General features: G+C 48.3%; 19 protein-coding genes. 10 read left to right on the top strand and 9 right to left on the bottom strand.

Going from position 1 to position 17,762, the window contains the following annotated elements; genetic code table 11:
* Positions 1-137: 137 nt before the first annotated feature.
* The 5 genes from tig to GWK09_RS02740 form a co-directional block, all read right to left on the bottom strand.
* Complete coding sequence (gene tig / locus GWK09_RS02760) at positions 138-1,460, bottom strand: trigger factor (RefSeq protein WP_163691481.1); 1,323 nt, start codon at positions 1,458-1,460, stop codon at positions 138-140.
* A 92-nt stretch (positions 1,461-1,552) separates the two neighbouring features.
* Entirely contained in the window at positions 1,553-1,906 is a 354-nt protein-coding gene (locus tag GWK09_RS02755; RefSeq protein ID WP_163691480.1) for a phage holin family protein, read from the bottom strand.
* Positions 1,907-1,975: 69 nt separating this feature from the next.
* The gene (locus GWK09_RS02750; RefSeq protein WP_163691479.1) at positions 1,976-3,601 is read right to left on the bottom strand and encodes an SGNH/GDSL hydrolase family protein; all 1,626 of its coding nucleotides are present in this window, start codon (positions 3,599-3,601) and stop codon (positions 1,976-1,978) included.
* Between the two features lie 122 nt (positions 3,602-3,723).
* Positions 3,724-4,494: an alpha/beta fold hydrolase gene (locus GWK09_RS02745; protein ID WP_163691478.1), complete on the bottom strand. Its 771-nt coding sequence runs from the start codon at positions 4,492-4,494 to the stop codon at positions 3,724-3,726.
* The gene (locus GWK09_RS02740; RefSeq protein ID WP_163691477.1) at positions 4,491-5,207 is read right to left on the bottom strand and encodes a pyridoxine 5'-phosphate synthase; all 717 of its coding nucleotides are present in this window, start codon (positions 5,205-5,207) and stop codon (positions 4,491-4,493) included. The genes GWK09_RS02745 and GWK09_RS02740 overlap by 4 nt, the downstream gene beginning before the upstream one ends.
* A gap of 93 nt (positions 5,208-5,300) precedes the next feature.
* Here GWK09_RS02740 and GWK09_RS02735 point away from each other — a divergent pair, with 93 nt between their 5' ends.
* The 8 genes from GWK09_RS02735 (at position 5,301) to murI (ending at position 13,353) form a co-directional block, all read left to right on the top strand.
* Positions 5,301-5,957, top strand: coding sequence for a CBS domain-containing protein (locus GWK09_RS02735; protein WP_163691476.1), 657 nt, complete (start codon positions 5,301-5,303; stop codon positions 5,955-5,957).
* The gene (locus GWK09_RS02730; RefSeq protein ID WP_163691475.1) at positions 5,954-6,835 is read left to right on the top strand and encodes an NAD kinase; all 882 of its coding nucleotides are present in this window, start codon (positions 5,954-5,956) and stop codon (positions 6,833-6,835) included. Before GWK09_RS02735 ends, GWK09_RS02730 begins: the two co-directional genes overlap by 4 nt.
* A 108-nt stretch (positions 6,836-6,943) precedes the next feature.
* A complete protein-coding gene (porG, locus tag GWK09_RS02725) occupies positions 6,944-7,630 on the top strand; it encodes a type IX secretion system protein PorG (protein WP_163691474.1) in 687 nt (228 codons plus the stop codon).
* An 8-nt stretch (positions 7,631-7,638) separates the two neighbouring features.
* On the top strand, positions 7,639-8,379 hold the full coding sequence (locus GWK09_RS02720) for an isoprenyl transferase (RefSeq protein WP_163691473.1): 741 nt from the start codon (positions 7,639-7,641) through the stop codon (positions 8,377-8,379).
* A 16-nt stretch (positions 8,380-8,395) separates the two neighbouring features.
* Complete coding sequence (locus tag GWK09_RS02715; protein ID WP_283401234.1) at positions 8,396-11,005, top strand: BamA/OMP85 family outer membrane protein; 2,610 nt, start codon at positions 8,396-8,398, stop codon at positions 11,003-11,005.
* 94 nt (positions 11,006-11,099) lie between these two features.
* Positions 11,100-11,936: an OmpH family outer membrane protein gene (locus GWK09_RS02710; protein WP_163691471.1), complete on the top strand. Its 837-nt coding sequence runs from the start codon at positions 11,100-11,102 to the stop codon at positions 11,934-11,936.
* Between the two features lie 35 nt (positions 11,937-11,971).
* Entirely contained in the window at positions 11,972-12,481 is a 510-nt protein-coding gene (locus tag GWK09_RS02705; RefSeq protein ID WP_163691470.1) for an OmpH family outer membrane protein, read from the top strand.
* 89 nt (positions 12,482-12,570) lie between these two features.
* Positions 12,571-13,353, top strand: coding sequence for a glutamate racemase (gene murI, locus GWK09_RS02700; RefSeq protein ID WP_163691469.1), 783 nt, complete (start codon positions 12,571-12,573; stop codon positions 13,351-13,353).
* On the opposite strand, the gene GWK09_RS02695 is transcribed toward murI, so the two are convergent.
* A complete protein-coding gene (locus GWK09_RS02695) occupies positions 13,338-13,844 on the bottom strand; it encodes a dihydrofolate reductase (protein WP_163691468.1) in 507 nt (168 codons plus the stop codon). The genes murI and GWK09_RS02695 overlap by 16 nt on opposite strands.
* Positions 13,841-14,230, bottom strand: a complete 390-nt coding sequence (locus GWK09_RS02690) for a 2TM domain-containing protein (protein WP_163691467.1) — start codon at positions 14,228-14,230, stop codon at positions 13,841-13,843. The genes GWK09_RS02695 and GWK09_RS02690 overlap by 4 nt, the downstream gene beginning before the upstream one ends.
* Before the next feature lie 127 nt (positions 14,231-14,357).
* On the opposite strand from GWK09_RS02690, the gene GWK09_RS02685 reads away from it, so the two are divergent.
* Both GWK09_RS02685 and GWK09_RS02680 read left to right on the top strand, forming a co-directional pair.
* Positions 14,358-15,482 carry an aminotransferase class V-fold PLP-dependent enzyme gene (locus tag GWK09_RS02685; RefSeq protein ID WP_163691466.1) on the top strand — a complete coding sequence of 375 codons (1,125 nt, stop codon included), beginning with the start codon at positions 14,358-14,360 and terminating at the stop codon, positions 15,480-15,482.
* A 126-nt stretch (positions 15,483-15,608) separates the two neighbouring features.
* A complete protein-coding gene (locus tag GWK09_RS02680) occupies positions 15,609-15,905 on the top strand; it encodes an isoamylase early set domain-containing protein (RefSeq protein WP_163691465.1) in 297 nt (98 codons plus the stop codon).
* A gap of 93 nt (positions 15,906-15,998) precedes the next feature.
* On the opposite strand, the gene GWK09_RS02675 is transcribed toward GWK09_RS02680, so the two are convergent.
* The gene (locus tag GWK09_RS02675; RefSeq protein ID WP_163691464.1) at positions 15,999-16,856 is read right to left on the bottom strand and encodes an energy transducer TonB; all 858 of its coding nucleotides are present in this window, start codon (positions 16,854-16,856) and stop codon (positions 15,999-16,001) included.
* 66 nt (positions 16,857-16,922) lie between these two features.
* A complete protein-coding gene (locus tag GWK09_RS02670; RefSeq protein WP_163691463.1) occupies positions 16,923-17,747 on the bottom strand; it encodes a thymidylate synthase in 825 nt (274 codons plus the stop codon).
* Positions 17,748-17,762 lie beyond the last annotated feature (15 nt).

Genomic DNA, 17,762 nt, shown 5'->3' with positions numbered 1-17,762 from the left:
GTATACATTCGGCTCAGCTAAGATACTTAATTTTCATGAAAATCGATGGCAGGATACAGTTGCCTATCAATTTTACAATAGTCTTAACACCATGACAGGAAGGTTATTGTTCCCCTTATTTGAACCGGTGAAAAGGGTTACCCGTACACTTCCTTCACGAAGTTTTCATAGGTGACTTCTTTCACCTTCAGGTTGGCTTTTTCCTTGTACAGGGCCAGCAATTTCTGGCTCATGAGTTGTTCTGAAAGGCGTTTTACCTCTTCCTGGTTACTCATCACCCTTCCTGCGATGGCATCCAGCTCTTCTTCAGCCGGATTCATCTGGCCGTACTGGGCCATCTGGGATTTGATGAAACCTTTGGTAAATTCCTTCAGCTCGTCGAAGGTGAGTTCGATATTGTGGTCCTTGATGATCTTTCCTTCGATCAGCTGGTACCTCAACCCCTTTTCGGACTTCTCGTATTCGTCATTCGCTTCTTCCGGGGACAAAGGTTTTTCCCCTGTCATTTGGATCCATTTTTTAAGGAATTCAGAAGGCAGGTCGAACTTAGTGGTCTCGATCAGGCGCTCTGTCACATCGTTGAGGAGCTTCTGGTCTGCCTGCTGTTCAAATTGCTTTTCGGCATCTGCCTTGAGTCGTTCCTTCAGTTCCTTCTCAGAGGTGATCTTATCCTTGCCAAACAATTTGTCGAAGAGCTCCTGATTGAGTTCCGCAGGCTGCCTTTCATTGATCTCCTCAATGGTAAAATTCACCTCTATATTCAGGTTGTCAGCCTTGTCGCGGTTGATGCCCAAAGCTCCCGAGAGCAGGTAATCCTCCTTGAAAAGCCCCTTGGTCTTAAGGGTTACAACATCCCCCGGCTTTTTACCTGTAAGGGATTCCAGTACCTTTTTGTTCTTGATCTTGTCGAGTTCGAGGGTCGACTTATGGTCTATTTCCTCCGCCTGATTGGTAAAGGTACCGGTAACCTCGTCCTTTTTGCCCACTTCCTTCTTGGAGATCAGTTTGCCGTACTGTTTGCGGATACGTTCTATCTGCTCCTCGATCATCTTTTTATCTGCTACGATCTTGTAGTGTGTGACGGGTTTTTTTGTTTTGAGGTTCGCGTCGAATTCCGGGGCGAGGCCAAGTTCGAATTCAAAGGAGAATTCTTCACGGTCCCAGTCGAAACTATCCTGCTGCTTCGGCAGGGGGTTGCCCAGTACGTCAAGCTTTTCCTCGTTCAGGTATTTGTTCAGATTGTCCTGCAGCAACTTATTTACCTCATCCACGAGCACGGCCCTGCCGTACTGCTTTTTGATCAGTCCCATGGGGACCTGTCCTTTCCTGAACCCGGGGATGTTAGCCTGCCTTCGGTAATCCTTCAGTATTTTCTCCACCTTGTCGTGGTAATCCTCTTTGCTGATGTCGACCTTAACAACTGCGTTCAGGTCATCGATCTGCTCCTTGCTAATGTTCATGAATAAATGTGATTTATGTGCCCAAAAGGGAGGCAAAAGTAGTACATTTTACACTGTGGAACAAGTTTTTAAGGACTTGTGCCCCCCGCTTTTTATTTCGCCTGCTCCGGTTCTTTCAGAGCAGAGAAAAATATGGATTGCACAAAAGACAGCAAGAGGCTAAAAAGAAGGGCCCACCAGAAATTATCTACCGAAAATCCGGTCACGAGCCAATCTGCCAACAGGATAATCAGCGCATTGATAACCAGGAGGAATAACCCGAAGGTCAGGATGGTCACGGGTAAGGTGAATATGATCAGAATGGGTTTGACGATAAAATTGAGCAGGCCGAGAACCAGGGCCACAATAACGGCTATTAAAAAGGAATCTACGTGTACACCTCCCAGCAGATTCGCCAGCAATATTACGGCCAGGGCTGAAAGGAGCATCCTCAGTAAGAATTTCATAATCTCGGAATTAGGGTTTAAAAAAAGGCACGCCCTGAAGCGTGCCTTTAAATTATAAAAATTATCTGATTACTGGATGTATAATCCGGTGTAATCCAGAGGATCTACCCCTGGAAGGTTAGAACCGTATTTGGCATTGATAGCATCCACGATGAGGTTGGCAACAAGGGCATATCCTCTTGGAGAAGGGTGAACCCCGTCAAGGGAGAATCCTCCTCCTCTGGCATAGGTAGCTGTGATCGTGCTTCCGTCACTCAATGGGATCCCCACATCAGCAATAGTTTGCAGGTAGGCTTCAGCATCCACAAAAGCCAGGTCGTAGGCCTGGGCCAGTGCCTCAATAGTCTGGTTGTACGAGGCCTGTGCGGCTGTTACCGATGCCTGTTCATCCGGGGTAAGTACCCACTTGTCTGCAAGGGGAAGGGAAACGCCTTCTACGGAAAACTGACCTGCCAGCTGGGCAGAAAGTCCCTGGGCTACCAGATTCTGAACGGAGGTGGCGTTGACCGTCCCTATGACAGTAGCGCTCGGAAAGACGATCAGGTCTTCCGGGGTAGCTTGTCTGGACTGCCCGTAGGTGGTTCCCAGCAGATTGGCGACCAGAGGGGCCGCCTGGGGAGGCAGACCGAATTGGGCGATAAAGGCTTCAAAGGCAGGCCCGTTTGCCAAAAGTGCCCCTGCGATCGTAGCTGAAATATTGGGCAGGCTCTCATCAATGATCACTACTGGACTTGCTTCGGTCTCCGAAAAGACCACTATGCGTTGTGTCTGACCAATGGCCGTATAGATCTGGTTGAGTGTGCCAAAAATTGTATTCAGCAGAGGGATCTGAGGCCCGAAAGCCGGGTTGGTTGGATCCAGGGGGTTATGAGGTACGGCGGTGAAATAGGGGATAGTGGTAACATCCGGCAGGTTGAGGACTACCCCGTCAGCTCCATTCGCGGTCAATGCCTGCAAAAGGCCATCGTACACACTGGCGAAAACATTCGGATCCGTGATGTCATTACTGCCATAGGTGCTTGGATCCAGGTTTCCGGTTTGATCTACTCCCGATCCGCCTGAAGTGGCAAAACTCAGGATATCATTATTGCCTATCCACAGAGTGAAAAAGGTTGGGTTCTGGGATACAGCGTCACCAATGATCGTAGCAGAGGCAGAACTGGCAAAACGGGCGTAATAAGGGTTGGCCGCCCCAATGGGTACTCCGGCAACATTTCCGTATCCCGGAGCCACCAGGTGAAAGCTTTTGGCTCCCGGCACCCCCATGTTGTTGAATGGACCTGTTAAGGTATTGCCGATCTCCGTGGAACCCTGCCCTGAGACAGGTACCGGGGTAGGCGATCCACTGGCAAACGAGAGGATGAGCCTGTTACCCAGGATGGGTGTTCCATTGAGAGTAGCCCCACCTAAATTGTCGGCCATGAAGGGAATAGAAAAAGAGCCTCCTCCTGCAAGCGCAAAATTCTGGGCCAGCATGTTAGGAAAAGAAGCCGTTTGTCCATCGATAAACAGGGCCGCATCGGAATATCCTGCGGTCAGAGAATTTCCCACGGCCACGTAGTTTGAAAAATCCGCTGTTCCGCTTGTGTAATTGACCGGTTCCGGCGGCGGGTTGGTGATCACCGTAGCATCGTCGTCACTACAGGACATTAACAGCATCCCGAAGAATGCCAGAAGGGCAAAAAGCTTTTTCATTGAGAAGAATTTGAGTTGATAGTACGTAATGAATGTCAGTGGTCTCAAATTTAACCAAAATTATGACACACGCAATTTTGCCCCGGTAGAATTACGGATCCTTCGAAAAAACGACAAGCGTGTTATGAATTCAGGAAGGACAGGGTAAATTCAAGAAATTGATCGGGATTCTCGGCATGCAGCCAGTGGCCTGCATTTTCGACCGTTTTGAGAATAGCCCGGGGGAAGTGGACCCTGATTCCTGAGAGGTCTTCTTCCTGCACGTATTCGGAGCGGCTGCCTCTTATAAATAGGGCTGGCCCTAAATACCTATCAGTACTGCCTATGGATTCGCCAATTTCGTTCATCCTTTCTGACAGGACCTCAAGATTGAAACGGAAGGCCAGCTGGTCTTTCTCCTTCCAGTACAGATTCTTCAGCAGGAACTGTCGGATTCCCCAGTCACTGATATGCCGGGAAAGGGCCTCGTCTGCGGTGGTCCTGGAAGTGAGGTCTTGGGGTGAGAGGGACCGCAACCCGTTCAGGATGTAATCGTGGTGGGGGGGATAGTATTTGGGGGCGATATCGGCAACGATCAGGGAAATGACCTTCTCGGGATAGGTGCAGGCAAATTGCATGGCCGTTTTCCCTCCCATGGAATGACCCAGGACATGGGCAGAAGTAATCCCGTGTTCTGCCATATAGTTCTTGATGTCTTCGGCCAGTACGGTGTAGTTGAACTCCTCGGACCAGAAGCTCCTGCCGTGATTCCTTTGGTCTATCAGGTGTACTTCAAACCCTTCATCTGCATAGTGGGTGCCGAGGGTCTTCCAGTTGTCTGACATGCCGAGGAAGCCGTGCAGGATCAGCAGGGGTGGGCCTGATCCCATTACATTGGCGTACAAACCTTTCATGACCTCAGTCTGTGTTTGTACATGTTGACGACATTTTCCAGCCCAAGGTAGATCGCTTCACAGATCAGGGCGTGGCCTATGGATACTTCCAGCAAGTGAGGGATCCCTTTGCTGAAATACCCGATATTATCGAGGCTGAGGTCGTGTCCGGCATTGATCCCCAGCCCCAGCGAATGAGCCAGCTCGGCGGCCTCCGCATAGGGTTTGATCGCCCTTGCAGGATCTTTCTCGTAAACACTGGCGTACATTTCGGTATAGAGTTCAATACGGTCTGTTCCCGTCTCAGCGGCTCCCTCCACCATGGCGGGGACGGGGTCCACAAAAATGGACGTGCGTATCCCCCTGGCCTTGAATTCACTGATCTTTTCCTTCAGGAAGGACAGGTGCTTTTTGGTATCCCACCCGGCGTTTGAAGTGATGGCGTCCACAGCATCGGGCACCAGGGTTACCTGAGCAGGCCGTACCTCCAATACCATCTGGGTAAATCTGGGGTTCGGGTTTCCTTCAATGTTGAATTCTGTCTTAAGCACCTCTTTTAGGGCATAGACATCCGCGTATCGGATGTGCCTTTCATCGGGCCTGGGGTGTACGGTGATCCCATCTGCACCGAAGTCTTCAAGATCCCTGGCAACCGCTATGACATCGGGTACATTTCCACCCCTCGCATTCCTGAGCGTGGCCATTTTATTGATGTTGACACTGAGTTTCGTCATGGAGAACATATCATCGTTGAACCGCCGCAAAAATACGAATTAGGCATGCCTTTTGATCTATTTAATTAGTAATTTGCAATAATTTTAAAGGTCATGTCCATAGAATCCCATATCATCCATACCATCCCGGTCTTTGACGTCCAGGACCTCCTTGAAGAACCCATCCACTTTTTCAAGAATAGCATCTATTCGCACGTGGCCGTCACAGAAGACCAGAAATTGCTGGGGTTACTCTCGGAGAATGACCTCGAGGCCTTTGAGACAGGGGAGAAGATCTCCAGTTTTAAAGCCAACCTGGAATCTTTTTACGCCCATAAGGAGACCTCCTGGCTGGATGTGCTCGAACTCTTTTCCCGCAATGAGGCCAATATCATTCCAGTTCTGGACGAGGAAGCCCATGTCATGGGTTACTACGACCTGAATGATTTTGTGGGCGTCTTTATCGACACCCCCTTCTTCAAGGAACCGGGTGCCATCCTGGTAGTGGCCAAGGGCATCAAGGACTATTCTTTCAGCGAGATCGCCCAGATCGTCGAGAGCAACAATACCAAGCTCTTCGGAGCCTTTATTACCGATGCGCGGACCGATGTGGTACAGATCACTATCAAGGTAGGCACCAACAACTTCAATGAAGTAGTGAACACCTTCCGCCGCTATAATTACACCATCCTTTACGGCAATAAAGCCGATCAGTTCCTGGAAGACCTCAAAGAACGTTCGGATTATCTGGACAAATTCCTCAACGTATGAAGGTAGCCATTTATGGTCAGGCCTTTCAGGACAACGGACTTACCTATGTCTTCGAATTGCTGGATGAACTGGCCAAAATGGAAGCCGAGGTGGTTATAGAAGCCGATTTTTTCGACCTGCTACGTACCCAGCAAAAAGAAATACAGTATCCGACCTTTGATCATGCTGAAGGGCTGAGCAGTGATTTTGATCTCTTTGTCAGTTTCGGGGGAGATGGTACCATCCTTCGCGCCGTTACCTATGTGGGGGATCTGGGGGTTCCTATCGTAGGGGTAAACACAGGCCGACTTGGATTCCTTTCCACCTATAAAAAGGAGGATGTGAGACAGATGGTTCACCAATTCCTCAGGGGCGACTATATCATTGTGGAGAGAAGCCTGGTATCGGTTGAGGCCGATCCCGAAATAGAGGAATTCAAGGGGTTGAACTACGCCCTGAACGAGGTCACCGTTAGCCGTAAGGATACGACCTCCATGATCACCATAGAAACCCATCTCAACGAGGAATACCTCACCTCCTACTGGGCAGACGGACTCATCATCTCTACCCCCACTGGATCGACCGGTTACTCCCTCAGTTGTGGAGGCCCGGTCATGACCCCGACCGCTCAGTCGCTCGTCATCACCCCCATCGCACCTCACAATCTCAACGCCAGGCCTCTCGTGATCTCCGATGATACCGAGATCCGAATAAAGGTTTCCGGGAGGGAGGACCAGCATATGGTCTCCCTGGATTCGAGGCTGGCCAGCATCGACAATGGAAAGGAACTCCTGATCAGAAAGGCCGACTTCACCATTAAAATGATCGAATACGCCTCGGAGAGCTTCCTGAAGACCATACGCAATAAATTGCTATGGGGACAGGACAAGCGCAATTGATCCCAGAACAATAAATACCTCAATTCCTTGTTTATCAAAAAACAAAAGATCTTGAGTTTGCCGAGTCCTACTGCGAATATGGCTTATATTTGCCCGTTTTATAAGGAAATGAGAGCATTGCTGTGCATTGTATTGACCCTCCTGGCCTTTCAGGCGAAGGGTCAGACCTATGAGGTCGGTCTGCTGGGAGGTGGGCTTAACAATATAGGGGATGTGGGTCGGATGAATTTCATCTCTCCTTCAGGTCCCGCGTTTGGCGGAATTTTCAAGTGGAACAAAAGCAAGCGCTACGCCTGGAGGGCCAGTGCTCTTTACGGAACTTTTACGGCAGATGATGCAAAGTCCGATATGGCCTCCAGACAGCAACGCGGGTATATCCTGGACCACACCCTCCTGGAGGTGTCCGCAGGCCTGGAACTCAACTTTGTGGAATATAACCTGCATTCACTTTCTCAGGCATTTACCCCTTACCTATACACAGGAATTGCGTATTTTCGCTATGATTTTAATTATTTCGACGCCGGAGTGCTGCAGGAAACAGGTCAGAAGGAAGGCTCTTTCGCCATTCCCATGACCGTGGGAGCGAAGTTGAGGCTAAATCAGTTCCTGATCCTCGGGGCTGAGGTGGGTGCCCGGTACACCTTTACGGACAATCTGGACGCCAGTAATCCTGAGGGGTCGAATTTTGAGCAATTCCGGTTCGGGAACATACTGAGCGACGACTGGTATGTATTCTCGGGGCTTACCCTGACATACACCTTTGGCAGGGTGGTCTGCTCAGATTGCTTTGAGTAAATAGAAGGATGAACACTATAGAAGAATTGAAAGCGGGTCCATTGCCCACTCATTTGGCTATTATCATGGACGGTAATGGCCGATGGGCCAAACAACGCGGGAAACTGCGGATCTTCGGGCATGAGAATGGCGTCAAATCTGTGCGCGAAGTCGTGGAGAATTGTGCCAAGATAGGGATCCAGTACCTTACCCTCTACGCTTTTTCGACCGAAAACTGGAAACGCCCCAAATTGGAGGTAGACACCCTGATGAACCTCCTGGTCGCTTCCCTGAAGAAGGAACTCAAGACACTGAACAAGAACAATATCAGACTCAATGCGATCGGGAGGATCGATTCACTTCCGCCCAAGGCACATGCAGAGTTACTTGAGGTGATCGAGAAAACTTCTATGAATTCTGCCATGGTCCTGACCCTGGCTTTGAGCTACGGTGCCCGCGAAGAAATACGACACGCTGTACAGGAAATTAGTTTCAAAGTTAAAAATAATATAATTTCGCCCGGCGATATTGATGATGCCATTATTAATAGTCATCTTTACACGCACAACCTGCCAGATGTCGATTTGCTTATTCGTACCAGTGGGGAACATCGGATAAGCAATTTTTTGCTTTGGCAGATCGCCTATGCCGAATTGTTTTTTACAGACGTTTTTTGGCCCGATTTTCGAGGGGAACATTTGGCAGAAGCTTTAAAGAATTACCAGAACAGAGAACGACGATTTGGAAAAACAAGCGAACAACTCAACTAGGGGTGTGAATAGTTTCATATTGAGAAAACTCCTTTTTATCTTCCTTTTTCTTTTGTGTTCCGGCACCCTTTTGTCACAGGACATTCCTTACGACAATGGGAAAAAGTACATCCTCAAAGGCCTGGAGGTGACCGGGTTGCAGAGTTATAACGAACAGACCGTCAAAACCTATACCGGCCTCAGGGAAGGGCAGGTGATCACGGTTCCCGGAGACCAGATCAGCGATGTGCTGAAAAAACTCTGGGGTCTCGAACTCTTCAGTGACATAACTTTTTACGTCACTAAAATAGAGGGGGAGGATATCTACCTCGAACTCAACATCAAGGAACGCCCTACCCTGTCTAAGGTGACCATCTATGGGGTGAAAAAGAGGAAGATAGACGAGATCATCAAGGATACGGACCTTAAAAAAGGAAAAAAGATCACCGAAAGTCTCATCGCCAATACCAAGAACTACCTTCAGAACAAGTACAAGAAACAAGGGTACCTGAACACAAAGGCGACCATTGCGACCTCCAGGGATACCTCAGAGGCCAATGCAGAAAGCATGGTCATCAATGTCAGTAAGGGTAGCAAGGTCAAGATCTCACAAATTGCCTTTGAAGGAAATGAAGAACTCTCCAACAAGCAATTGCGGAAAGCTCTCAAGAATACGAAGCGCAAGAGATTAGGACGGTTCTGGAAGAAATCCAAATACATTCCCGAGGATTACAAGGAGGACCTCTCCTCCCTCATTGACAAGTACGCGGAAAACGGCTTCCGGGATGCCCGTGTCCTTTCAGACACCATTGAAAGGGTCAGCGATGAGAATATCAAGATCACCATCAAGGTGGAAGAAGGGAACAAATACTATTTCGGGGATATTGACTTTGTAGGCAATTCGGTCTATACGGATCGTCAGCTCTCACAGGTACTGGGGATCAAAAAGGGCTCTACCTATAATGGGGTACTCCTTCGGGAGCGAATAGCCGATGACAGCAAGCCCGATGCCGATGACCTTACCAACCTCTATCAGAACAATGGCTATCTGTTCTCCCAGATCAACCCAGTCGAAGTATCGGCGGAGAACGACACCATCAACTTTGAGATCAGGATTATAGAAGGGAAAGAGACCTTCCTCGACCACGTAACCGTTACCGGGAATGACAAGACGAATGACCACGTTATTTTCCGTGAGATCAGGACACGCCCCGGCCAGAAGTACAGCAAGGCAAATATCATTCGGAGCGTAAGGGAACTCGGACAGCTCGGCTTTTTTGACCCTGAGCAGATCGCCCCCGATATCCAGAACCCGGACCCCAATTCGGGAACGGTCGACCTTGCCTACAGCCTCGTGGAATCGGGATCCAGCCAGATCGAACTTCAGGGGGGATACGGCGGTGGTGGATTTATTGGAACCCTCGGATTGTCCTTTAACAACTTCTCCATCCAAAACCTCTTTAACGGGGAGGCCTATAAACCGGTTCCCATGGGAGACGGACAGACCTTTGCCCTCAGGCTGCAGGCCAGCCGTACTTTTAGGGTATACAGTCTCAATTTTTCAGAACCCTGGCTGGGTGGCAAAAAACCCGTACGTTTCAATATGTCTCTTTCCAGAACCCAGCAGTTCCTGGCTTCCTTTGGCAACAATGGTCGTATTGAAGTGGATAAGAATCAGCAATTCTCCATCACCGGTATCACCCTTGGTCTGGCCAAAAGGGTTCAATGGCCCGATGATTACTTTACAATTTCCCACGCCCTGAGCTACCAGCTGTACGATTTCAGGAATTACCGGACAGGACTCTTTAACTTTGGGAACGGACAATCCAATTCCCTGGCCTATACCTTTGGGATCTCCAGGAGTTCGGCAGGGCCGGGGAGGATCTATCCCATAGAAGGGTCCATCTTTGAAGTAAGTGCGAAATTCACTCCGCCTTATTCCCTCTTCAGCGACAAGGATTTTGCATCTCTGAAAGCCAGAAGTGAAGAACTCACCGAACTGCAAACGGAGAGAAGGCTGGCGGGAAGTGACCTGACCATCGCAGAACGGAATGAACTGGAAAGTGTAGACCAGGAGCGCTTCCGATGGCTGGAGTACTACAAGATCAAATTCAGGGGCGACTGGTATTCGAGGCTCGTCGATAAACTGGTCCTGAGGACCAATGTGGAATTCGGCTTTCTCGGGAATTACAACAGCGATGTAGGAGAAGTTCCTTTCGAACGGTTTTTCCTGGGAGGGGACGGACTGGGAAGGAATTTTACCCTGGACGGTCGTGAACAGATACAGCTAAGGGGGTACGAAAACAACTCCCTCACCCCTGTAGATCCTATCACCTTTGCGCAGGAGGGGGGAATCGTGTACAACAAATACACCATGGAACTCAGGTATCCCCTGACCCTGAAGCCTTCCGCCTCTATTTACGGCCTTACTTTTTTGGAAGCGGGGAACTCCTTCAACAATTTTAAGGACTTTAATCCGTTTCAACTAAAAAGGTCGGCCGGTGTGGGCCTGAGGATATTCATGCCTGCCTTTGGTTTACTGGGGATAGATTTTGGCTACGGATTTGACGAGGACCTGAGACCACAGTCTGCGGGTAATGGTCCGAGTGGTTGGCAGACTCACTTTATCATAGGTCAGCAATTCTAAGCTTTTTCAACTTCCCGATAAAAAGGTAAAGCGCTCATACTAAAAGTTTTAGTAATTTTGGCACGATATTTTCTATGTACTAAATCTGAGTAACATGAAGACAAACGTTCTTTTAATTATGGTTGTGTTCCTGGCCGCTTCCAGCACCTTTGCTCAGCGGGGTGTTAGGATCGGATACGTAGACATGGAGTATATCCTGGAAAATGTAGAGGAGTATCGGGAGGCGAATGAGCAACTCGAGAACAGGGTGCAGCGCTGGAAACTGGAGATTGAAGAGAAACAGGCGGTGATCGATCAGATGAAGAAGGACCTGATGGCTGAAAAAGTACTGCTTACGAACGAACTGATCGCAGAACGGACCGAAGAGATACAGATCCTGGAAAAGGAGATGCTGGAATACCAGCAAAACCGGTTCGGACCCAATGGCGACCTGGTGCTTCAGAAGCAAAGGTTGATCCAGCCGATACAGGACCAGGTATTCAACGAAGTACAGGCGATCGGGGCCAATAAAAAGTACGATTTTATTTTCGATAAATCTGCGGATGTCGTAATGTTGTACTCCGAAAAAAGGCACGATATCAGCGAATTAGTGCTGAGAGGGATCGCCCGGACACGAAGGGTGAGCAAACCGAACAAGGCTGATGAAAAAGCCAGGTTGGCAGCCTTCGAAGCAGAAGCCGAAGAGGAGGAAGAGGAATTGACCGACGCTCTTCGGGAAAGACTGGAAAAGGCCCAGGAAGCTGATTCCCTCCGAAGGCAGACGGCAGATGAAAAAAGGGCTGAACAACTCAAGCTCAGAGAGGAAAGGAAAAAGGCCTATGAGGAAAGGAGAAAGAAACTCTTAGAGGAACGCGAAGCCAAACGCAAGGAAAAGGAAGAAGAAAGGGTCAAGCAGACCGAACAGAAAAAAGATACAGTAAACCAAAATTAGAATTCAATTAACACTCAAATAGTAAATTTAAAGTCATGAAACACTTGAAGAAAGTAGCAGTAGCCATCATATTATTCGTTGCCGCTACGGGGTTCGTAAACGCACAGAGCAAAGTTGCTCACATCAATGTAACTGATCTCTTGTCGGCTATGCCGGAGATGAAGTCGGCCCAGGCAGAACTGAAGAAATTGCAGGAAACCTACAAAGCCGATATTGAGAGTTCAATGACAGAACTTCGCAATAAGTATACCCAATACCAGAGCGAGGCTTCTGCCAAAACAAAGGAAGAGAACGAAAAGAGGGCCATAGAGCTCCAGGGATATGAAAGGAATATAGGTGAGGCCCAGCAGGCTGCACAGCAGGAGCTGGCCAAGAAACAGGCAGAACTGTTCCAGCCGATCTCTGAAAAGGCCATGGCAGCCATCGAAAAGGTCGCTGCTGCCCAGGGCATCGAATACGTGATGGATTCTACCCAGGGAGGCGGACTCATCGTTGCCAAGGGGAAGGATCTCCTTCCGGAAGTAAAAAAGGAACTGGGATTCTGATCGCAAAACAATCCCGTTAAAAAACCGTCCTGCAGAGGACGGTTTTTTTATTTTTACAGGGAGAAACGTTGAATAAAACAGGATAGATTTTGGACAACAGGCCCATTGGGATTTTTGATTCAGGGGTAGGAGGGATATCCATCTGGAAAGAACTCAGAGCAAAACTGCCCTCCGAGGATACTATCTACCTCGCAGATAGCAAGAACGCACCCTATGGAGAAAAAAGGCCCGGACAGATCCTGGACCTGAGTATCAAGAACACCGAGCTGCTGCTCAAAAAGGGCTGTAAACTCATCGTAGTGGCTTGCAATACGGCCACCACCAATGCCATTGACCACCTCAGGGCCACGTATCCCATACCTTTTATCGGGATAGAGCCTGCGATAAAACCAGCCGCACTCGGATCCTCTTCGGGTAAGGTCGGCGTGCTCGCCACCCGGGGAACCCTCAGCAGTGAACTTTTTCACAGCACCGCGAAAAACCACGCCTCACATATAGAGATCCTTGAACAGGAAGGTACAGGACTGGTGGAGCTCATTGAGCAGGGAAAGGCCCAGGCAGAAGAAACACGCGCCCTGATCCGAAAGTACATTCAGCCCATGGTCGCTTCGGGGATAGACCACCTCGTGCTGGGATGTACGCATTATCCCCATCTGATACCCCTTCTGAGGGAGGAATTGCCGGAGAGGGTCAGGATCATCGATTGTGGGGAAGCAGTGGCCAGGCAGACCTTTCGTATCCTGGAAAAACACAGTCTCCTCTCTGGGAGGAAGGAAAGGTCCATTCACCAATTTTACACCAATAAAGACCCTGAGTTGCTGTCTCTTTTCCTAAAAGGGGAAGACTACCAGGTCTCTTATCTCGATTTCTGACGTCGGGTGTAGGTTTGATAGGTAAAGGGCACGGCATGCCTCTCGTCTGCAGGGTGCAACTCCTCCTTGAGAAGTTCCCATTGAGTGGGATCGATCTCCGGGAAGAAGGTGTCTGCCTCATAGGTTGCATGTACCCGGGTAAGTTCCAAAAGGTTGGCATCGGCCATGGCCTGGGCGTAGATCTCCCCACCCCCGATGATATAGACGGTCTCTTCATTTTGAGTCAGGGCGTAGGCCTCCTTCAGGGAGTGCACGATGGCGCATTTCTCGTGTGGCGTTGAATAAGACCTGTCTCTGGTAATGATGACATGAAACCTGTTCGGGAGGGGTTTGGGAAAACTTTCAAAGGTCTTCCTTCCCATGATGATGGTGTGCCCGGTGGTGATGGCCTTGAAGCGTTTAAAATCGTCGGGCAGGTGCCATAACAGATCGTTGTCCTTCCCCAAAGCATTGTTCTCTGCGGCCGCGGCTATGATGATGATGTTCCTCATTCCGCTTTTTTTTTAGGGGCCGATGAAATGGGAAACTCTTTTTCCACCTCTTTTTGAAGGGCCGCTATTTTCTCTTTCTGTGCGATGATCAGCTTTTCGCGCTGTGACCTTTCCCAGTCCTTTCCCATAAAAGGAGAAAGGATAAAGACGTTGACTAAATGTACCAGGAACAAGATGCCCCATAACCCAATGGCCCAATAAGACCAATCGTATTCGGCTCCATAGTTGAACACCTTATTCAACAGAACCAGACCTACCGCCCCAATGAGAAACCACACAAAATGCCTGTACAGGTTCTTCTTTTGGTTGATCCGCTCCTGGGCGTGCTCTATCAGTTCGTGCTGTTCCAGATCCATTCCGGATTCCTTTCTATGTTTTGAAAACATCTGAATCGCTATCTTTAACAACAAAGATAGGCCAATTCCGAATTCCCCTTCAGGAATGTGGATTCAAAACCCATTGAAAAAGGGCAGAATTTACAGTTCGGAAAAGGCTGCACCATTCATATTATATATGTCGACAATCAATTTTGAGGTCCTGAGAAAATCCTTTCCTGTGGCCGGGCAAACCCTTTACGCAAACACAGCTGCCATTGGCCTTATGTCCGAGGAACTTTTGGAATGGAGGCAGGAACACGATCTCGACTTCCTCATAGGGGGGAGTGACATGAAGATGGAGAGTTTCCAGATGATCTCCGGGGTGAGGGATACCCTGGGGAAATTCCTGGGGTGCCACCGCCAACGGATCGCCCTTCTCCCGAATTTTTCGCTGGGCCTGAATTTACTCCTGGAAGGCTTGCCCCGTGAATCGAGGGTGTTGTTGCTAAAAACGGATTACCCGTCGGTGAACTGGCCCTTCGAGAGCCGTGGGTTCCCCATCTCCTATGCACCCCTGGATTTTGACCTGGAAGAACAAATAGATAAAAAGCTGAAAGAGGAAGGTGTTGATGTGTTGGCCTTCAGTCTGGTGCAATGGGAGAACGGGCTCAGGATCGATCCTGAATTCATAAGGTACCTAAGGGATCAATATCCCGATCTCCTGCTTATCGCAGACGGCACCCAGTTTTGCGGAGCCCATGAGTTCAATTTTGACACTTCCGGTCTGGACGTCCTGGGGGGAAGCGGGTATAAATGGTTGCTCGCGGGTACCGGTAATGGGTATATGCTTTTTTCTGAAAAAGCCTCAGGTCGGTTATTTCCAAAATCTACCGGTTTCAACGCGGTTAACGGCAACCTTGAGGAAAAGGGGCAGATCCGTCTCCCGAAACACCTGGAGCCCGGCCACCTGGACAGCCTGTGTTTCGGGAGTCTTGGATTCTCCGTAAACCGACTTACAGATTGGGGTGCGGGCAATATCGAGAGGTACAACAGCCGTATTATCGAAAAGGCAATGGAGAGCCTCATATCCCTGGGCCTCCTGAGAGAAGAGGTCGGCAGCAGGAAAGTCCACGGTAATATCCTCAATATCAGGGGAGACGACCGTTTGTTCGAATACCTGGTTCGGAATGAGGTCTGCTGCTCACAAAGGGGAGGGGGGATACGCTTGAGCTTTCACCTGTACAATAATGAGAGTGAGATCGACCGGCTCACAGAGATTCTGAAATCTGCAGATCCTTCCTTGACTAGTCCGGAAAAGTAGAGGTGGAAAATTGTGGATGTCAATTTTTTGTAACGGTATTATTAGGAATTTGATAATAATTCGTTAATCATTGGAAATGAGCCTTTTAATGTAGTAATTTTGCCTCGAATTTTAAAACCGATTAAAATGGCAATTACTAAACAATACTTGAAAACAAAACCTGTAGTGAAGGTAACCTTTACGGTACCTGCAGAGGACGCTAAGAAAGTAGCTGTGGTTGGAGATTTCAATAACTGGAACCCCAAAGGCAGCATGCTGAAAAAATTAAAGAACGGAAACTTCAAAGGAACATTCGACCTTCCCAAGGAAAATTCCTATGAATTCCGCTACCTGGTAGACGGCGCTTATGTTAATGAGACCGAGGCCGACCGTTATCAGTGGAACGACTTCGCCGGTGCTGAGAACGCCGTGCTGGAACTTTAATCCAGGAGATTAGAAAAAATTATAATCCGGGGTCAGCATATGGCTCCGGATTTTTTTGTCTGCTGATTTTGATTAAGCAGATTATTGACTTTTTTAATTACGAGTTTTTACCGACCTTCTAATTCCGGCTAATGTAAGGTCATAATTGAAATAGGAATCTATTGCGTTGCCTTGAGCGTTTTTTGCTGATGTAATAGGAATGTCTCCACTGTTTAAATATTTGGTAAGAATTTCGACAACTTTCTTGTTTTCTGAAACTACAATAGGATTTATGATCGATCCTTTTTTATTTATCTCAAAATAGACTTTAGCTTTTATATGTATATTACCATTAGGACGAATAGAAGTAGTTATTTGTTTCATAAAATTCTCTTCCATTTTTGCGTTAAAACAAGCTGACCAATCTTTTTCCTTTTCACATCCTTGAAACAATGGCGATACAGCAGCGGTATTATAAGAAACAATATCTGTTGAACCGACCTCTTCATTCGAAGTTACTAATAGTGCAGTTGGTTTTTGAGCTATTTCATCATTTAGTATAAGATTGAATTCTATTGGGTAGGAATAGATCATTGCTACAGGTTTGCCGTCTAACATAGCTGGTTGAAGTTTAGGGATCGCTTCAACAATTCGCATACCTTCATTCTCAAAAACCTTTTCCAATGATCGTGTTCGGATATTGCCAATTACGCCCATTGAGTCAACCACAAATTGAACATACACAATCCCTGAAAGTTGATTTTCCAGTGCACTTTTTGGGTAGTCAAAATTTGCAACGGTATGTGCTCTTATTTGATTATTAAAGCATTCTTCAGTCCCTTTATTGGTACAGGGCAGCTCCTCAAAATAAGGAGTAGATGATACCTCTTTTATACTATAAGGTTTAGCCTCCTGGCCATAAAAAGAAGAGAAAATACCTAGAAAGAGAGTAAACCGAACTACCTGAATCATGCACTAATTTAATAATTAGAAACCTATGTGCATTTCATGATAGGGGCAATTTTCCTTAAAATTGAATTAAACAGCCACCATTCCTTTAATATGGGGATGCGGATCGTAATCCAGGAGGGTGAAGTCCTCAAACTTGAATTCAAAGATGTCCTTTACCTCGGGGTTAAGTACCATTTTGGGTAACGGCCTGATATCTCGGCTCAGTTGCAGTTCGATCTGCTCCAGGTGGTTGTTGTAGATATGGGCATCCCCGAAAGTGTGAATGAACTCTCCGGGCTCGTATCCGCAAACCTGGGCCACCATGAGGGTAAACAGGGCGTAGGAGGCGATGTTAAAGGGGACCCCCAGGAAAATATCCGCACTTCGCTGGTAGAGCTGGCAAGAGAGTTTGCCATCGGCCACATAGAACTGGAAGAAAGCGTGACAGGGGGGCAGAGCTGCCTTCCCATCAGCGACGTTCTCGCTGAAAGATTTGGATGAATCAGGCAGCACGCTTGGATTCCACGCCGCCACCAGCATCCTTCTGCTGTCTGGGTTGTTTTTAAGGGTGGTGATAAGTTGCTGGATCTGGTCGATGCCGTCTCCGTTCCAGTTGCGCCACTGGTAGCCATACACCGGACCCAGGTCCCCGTTCTCATCGGCCCATTCGTTCCAGATCCGAACCCCGTTCTCCTGCAGGTACTTCACATTGGTATCCCCCTGTAGGAACCAGAGTAATTCATAAATGATGGACTTCAGGTGCAGTTTTTTGGTGGTCACCATGGGAAAGCCCTCACTGAGGTCGAACCGCATTTGGTATCCGAATACAGAGATAGTGCCTGTACCGGTGCGGTCACTTTTCTTGTTGCCTTTCTCTAAAACGTGCCTGAGGAGTTCGTGATATTGCTTCATTGGAAATCTTTCATT

This window comes from Muriicola jejuensis, assembly GCF_010671595.1.
Classification (GTDB): domain Bacteria; phylum Bacteroidota; class Bacteroidia; order Flavobacteriales; family Flavobacteriaceae; genus Muriicola; species Muriicola jejuensis.
This window is presented reverse-complemented; position numbering and strand designations above follow the sequence as displayed.